This is a genomic window from Nostoc sp. CCY0012 (assembly GCF_963920855.1).
GTDB lineage: Bacteria > Cyanobacteriota > Cyanobacteriia > Cyanobacteriales > Nostocaceae > Cyanocohniella.
Genome location: NZ_CAWUDM010000200.1, coordinates 1 through 4,471, shown reverse-complemented (window position 1 = coordinate 4,471; position 4,471 = coordinate 1). Strand labels below are relative to the sequence as shown.

Sequence of the window (4,471 nt, the reverse complement as noted above, 5' to 3'; positions counted from 1 at the left end):
TTTCTTTGTTATGTCAAGTTTTCTCTATACCAAATTAGATGAGCTTACCCTGTATATATACAGACCAAGCGAAAAAATTAGAAGATGGGATGTTGGCCTTAGGAGGCGATCGCAAATCAGCTTTCAAAGCTTTCAAAGGTAATGTACCACTAATTAAAGAAATTGAGCAGAAAATCGAGCGAATTACCTACGAAGACAAAGAAAAGGCTCGGCATTCTCTAGAAAGCTACATTAAATATCTCAATCAAGTTTTAAAGGAAGATAAAGTTGATATTCACATTAGAGAACAGGTAGAAATGGAAATTCAAGAAATTGATACCTATCTAGAAGATTTGGACGTAATTATTTAATACCAATTCTCCAAAATCCAGCCACAAATGCTTTTTTCCCAAACTTTAATTAAAAATTACGCCTTGGTACCGCTTCATGCCAAAACCAACTATCTTACTTGCACTCGATCCTCATAGTACCGCTTTGTGTGCTGCTATTAAGCGGCAATTGCCACAACTTCCCGCCATCCAAAGCCGCTTTATTTATACCTATACTCTCACTTGGGACGGCCAAGCTTTTGGCTTTAGTGATAAGTTAGATCAATTTGCTGATGGAAGTTTTGACCTCACAAACACTAAAGAAGTAGCTGTCTCCCAACTGCGTCAACAGTTCCAAGCAGGAACGAAGGAGTTGCAAACTACATTAATTGACTTAATCAAATCAGTTAACCAATCTCCAGAAGCCATCTCCGCCAAAAATGCCGGAATTGATATTAGTCCTTGGTATAGAATTTATCTTATGTTCTCCGCCTGTGAGGAGCGATCGCAATCACTAGTATTTGACTTATCGCGTTTAATTCATTGGCTATTTAACAAATATTTCACAGATATTCCTCATAGTTTAGAAGCTTTTTTGCTATTACCAGGTTTATTCTCTCAAGCCAGGGCTGAAAATTATAGTACTGCTTATCAACTCCTAAAAGAATTAGATGACAAAATGACAAAAGGAGTGGTGATTTCTGGTAGTCAAAAAAGACCACCATTTGATAATTGCTGGTTGATTGATGAACGTATTGGGGAATTAGGAGTTAATTTAAATAGCTATGCTGATGCTTTCGCAGGTTTTCTCACAATGGAACCAGAAACTGGCGGATTATTAATTGGTACACATACAGTCCGGGGAAAAATTCCGGCTTACAGTACATTTGGTTATGGAGAGTTATTTTTTCCCGCAGAGATAGTCATAGATCGTTTGAGTGCATCTTTAGCAGCTGATATTATTACCGAGGAGTTTTTACCACCAGCAAAATTAACTCCAGAAGCAAATCGTCAATTACTATTAGATGCTAAAGAATTTGTCCTTAGCGAAGATTATCATGATGCTTTGCAGCAACTAGAACGAGACAATGGTAAACCAGTTTGGCAAGATTTTAGTCCTCGTCTAGATATTCGCTCTGGTAAAATTCAAGAATTTAGCATTGAATTAGAACGTGCTTATAAGCAATTTGAAAATAAAGAATTAATTTCATATAAACGTACACTAGAAAATTGTGGTAAACAAGCACAAGCGACACTAACTAAACTCTTAGACCATCGAATTAATCAATATGTTGATGCTGCACCAAGTGGTTTGCATGAAGCCGTCAGATTGTGTACCGTCTTAACTAATTCTTATCTGGAATTGCAAACTGAGTCTATTAGCGATCACCCGGAAAATTTAACTACAGAATTACGCACTGCTGAAGCATTTTTAGATTCTAGATTACAGATAAAAATCAACCAAGAAAATAGCCAAAAAATCCTGAATCGATTTTTTAATTTAAAATGGCAACGACAACAGTTACAAGATAGTTTATCTGAGACTAATTCAGAAGTTATCATTTCTGAAATAGAAAAAGTCAAAGAACAATTAAAAGATACAGTTACTGAATATCACCATGCGATTACAGCAGAACTCGAACAACTTAGACAAACTCGCTTAGTTGCCATTGATGATACTCGTACCAAAATTCAATCAGCCATTGATGTAGCTCAAAAGCAACTCAATTCTTTAGAAAATCAACTTGAAATAGCTACAGATAAATTAAATGAATTAATTGTAGAAGAAAATCATTTTCGTTCTTTGTATCTGATTATTTTTCCGGGAACAATTGCTATTATTTTAGTTAGTATATTGCTGATAACCGGATTATTTAGTCAATCATCTTTGTGGTTGTTATTGCAGCAAATTGGGGTGAACTTATTTAGTTATTTATTTTGGGGTTTAATTGGTATCTTTATTTACTTGGGTGTAGCTTGGTTCAAATATAGTACAAATATCCGCGCTCGCATTCAAAAAGTTCAAAAACAAATTAAACGTCTAGAAAGTAGTTTAAAGGCTACTGCTGTAGAATTACGCCGTACATCCAACGAAAAACTAAAGTTGGAATATGATATTTATGCTCAAACTATTCGCTTAGAATTAGTCAATTTACTGATTAAAGTTACTAAACAAAAAGGGGGTAAATTAAGTAAGTATTTAACTGATTTATCACAAATATATGATGTTTTAATGACTCAGCGGCAACAAGCATCGACAAGTCATTCTGACACTCGTTTGGCAGTATTAAATACTTCAGATATTGATATTTACTACCATCAAAATGTCCGTTTGGCAATATCAACTAATATATTTACCAAGGAAAAAATTAGCCGTTCTCAGGCATGGCAACTTGCAACTACAGAATTTCATCAACAATTGCTTTCATTCACCAGACAACAGTTTAATTATTTAAGCAATTTATCTATTGGAGAAGTTTTAAAATCCGAGTTAATTGCAGATAATATAGAAAATGTGCGCTTAAATCAATTTTATAACAATGCCCAACTTTTATTACGTCTGCAAGATAGTGATGCTCACTTAAATCCAACTTCTCAACCAGACATTTCTCTTTGGGTAGGAGCGAAAGATAAAGAAGAAATAGTGCGACTTTTTAACCGTTTTAGCCGTTCTGTAACTCCTTGTGTAGCGGAAAATGAACGTAATTTATCTGTTTTAGTTCGTTCTTTAGGTTTTCCAGCCTACTTTCTCAGTCAAATTGAATTTTATCGAGACTGCTATGAACGTACTCACAAGACACAATCAGAGCAAGACGAAAATTTACTTGATTTAATTCCTGAAGAAATCAGTTCGAGTAGAGAATTAACTGAGGCTTATGATACTTTACTACTAGCGATCGCTCTAGAATTAGTATCTCCCAATTCTCAAAACATTTATAAATTCAAAAAACATCTACTTGGCAAAGAAAGAGAAAAAATTGCTGCTGATCTAGCAACTGAGTTCACATATCAAGAGCTATACGGAGAACTTCAAGAAAGTATAGATTCTATAGATCAGGATTTGATTTATCAGCAATTAGATAAATTAGAAAAATCTGCAAATGACTTAACATCTTACGAATGTAAACGTTTATTACATTTATTATCAAATTACAATCCTTTGAATTAGTTAGGTCTTACACAGTCGTCATGAAAATAAAGGCTTTGAGATTGCTAGAGCCTCCGCACGCTACGCGGTAAGCGCAGCCATGCCCATTAGGGCTTTACCCTACGGTTGCAATGACAAAAATACGTGGTTGGTTATACCAATTTAATGTGAAGCTACATAGAAAAGAGCTTCTAGAATAAAGTTATAAGAGGAGATAGATATTACCGTATTAAATGTTAATTGCTCGAACAATTGTTGTATGCGAGCGCGTAAATCTTGTAAAGAAGAAAAAAGTTCATTTTTCAGGGATTTTTTGAGAAATTGCCACAGCCTTTCGATGGGATTGAGTTCAGGAGAATGAGGTGGTTGAAGTAGAGGAATAATATTTTCAGGCCTTCCAATGCCAAGAGCGCTGCATCATCAATTTTGGGTTTTTCTCCCGGAGCTTTTTTGATTGCCAATAGTTCTGATAGCCCACCCACTCTATATTTTTGCAGCCATCTTGTCACTGTTGAGGTATCTTTCGCCAATCTTTTGGCAATTTCTTGCTGTTCCTTCACTTGTCCTTTATTTTTTGTTTACACCTAATACTTTTAAAATATCTAATCTTTATCTTATGAAAGATAATTAATCACTTTATTGCAATTTTAAAATACATAGTAATTTCTTTACAGCTTCTTAAAAAGAATATCATTAGTTATAACATTGTAATAACAGTTTAAGTGAATGATATTAGAAGAGTAATCTACACTATGACTTTCCTTAGTTGTGAATAAAAAATGGGCTGCTAAAAGGCTAACAATCAATCTCACGTCAAGTGAAGCAGAAAAATTAGAAAAATACTGCTCAATGACAGGAAGACCCGCAACAGATGTTATTCGAGAGTTAATTCGTTCTTTAACTGTTGAAGAAACGCCAAATACAAATTGAACCTTTATTTATCGTTCAAATGAACAAAGCTAAGTAGCTAAACAAAATTAATTACATAGTTTTTACCAAATTCTCGAAGAATTTT

General features: G+C 34.3%; 5 protein-coding genes. 3 read left to right on the top strand and 2 right to left on the bottom strand.

What is annotated here, in order from left to right:
- Nucleotides 1-38: 38 nt before the first annotated feature.
- Nucleotides 39-350: a hypothetical protein gene (locus tag ACM0OS_RS28450; RefSeq protein WP_414546530.1), complete on the top strand. Its 312-nt coding sequence runs from the start codon at nt 39-41 to the stop codon at nt 348-350.
- Between the two features lie 76 nt (nt 351-426).
- Nucleotides 427-3,477 (top strand): hypothetical protein, encoded by a 3,051-nt coding sequence (locus tag ACM0OS_RS28445; RefSeq protein WP_414546529.1) that lies wholly within the window; start codon nt 427-429, stop codon nt 3,475-3,477.
- Between the two features lie 141 nt (nt 3,478-3,618).
- On the opposite strand, the gene ACM0OS_RS28440 is transcribed toward ACM0OS_RS28445, so the two are convergent.
- Together ACM0OS_RS28440 and ACM0OS_RS28435 are read right to left on the bottom strand one after the other, a co-directional pair.
- Nucleotides 3,619-3,786, bottom strand: coding sequence for a hypothetical protein (locus ACM0OS_RS28440; RefSeq protein ID WP_414546531.1), 168 nt, complete (start codon nt 3,784-3,786; stop codon nt 3,619-3,621).
- Entirely contained in the window at nt 3,759-4,016 is a 258-nt protein-coding gene (locus tag ACM0OS_RS28435) for a helix-turn-helix domain-containing protein (protein ID WP_414546528.1), read from the bottom strand. The genes ACM0OS_RS28440 and ACM0OS_RS28435 overlap by 28 nt, the downstream gene beginning before the upstream one ends.
- Before the next feature lie 208 nt (nt 4,017-4,224).
- Between ACM0OS_RS28435 and ACM0OS_RS28430 the strand changes: the two genes are divergently transcribed.
- Nucleotides 4,225-4,386, top strand: coding sequence for a ribbon-helix-helix protein, CopG family (locus tag ACM0OS_RS28430; protein WP_414546527.1), 162 nt, complete (start codon nt 4,225-4,227; stop codon nt 4,384-4,386).
- Nucleotides 4,387-4,471 lie beyond the last annotated feature (85 nt).

What these genes read in the sequence shown, in the direction of transcription:
- ACM0OS_RS28445 (WP_414546529.1), top strand. Translation starts at nt 427, where the DNA reads ATGCCAAAACCAACTATCTTACTTGCACTCGATCCTCATAGTACCGCT.
- ACM0OS_RS28450 (WP_414546530.1), top strand. Translation starts at nt 39, where the DNA reads ATGAGCTTACCCTGTATATATACAGACCAAGCGAAAAAATTAGAAGAT.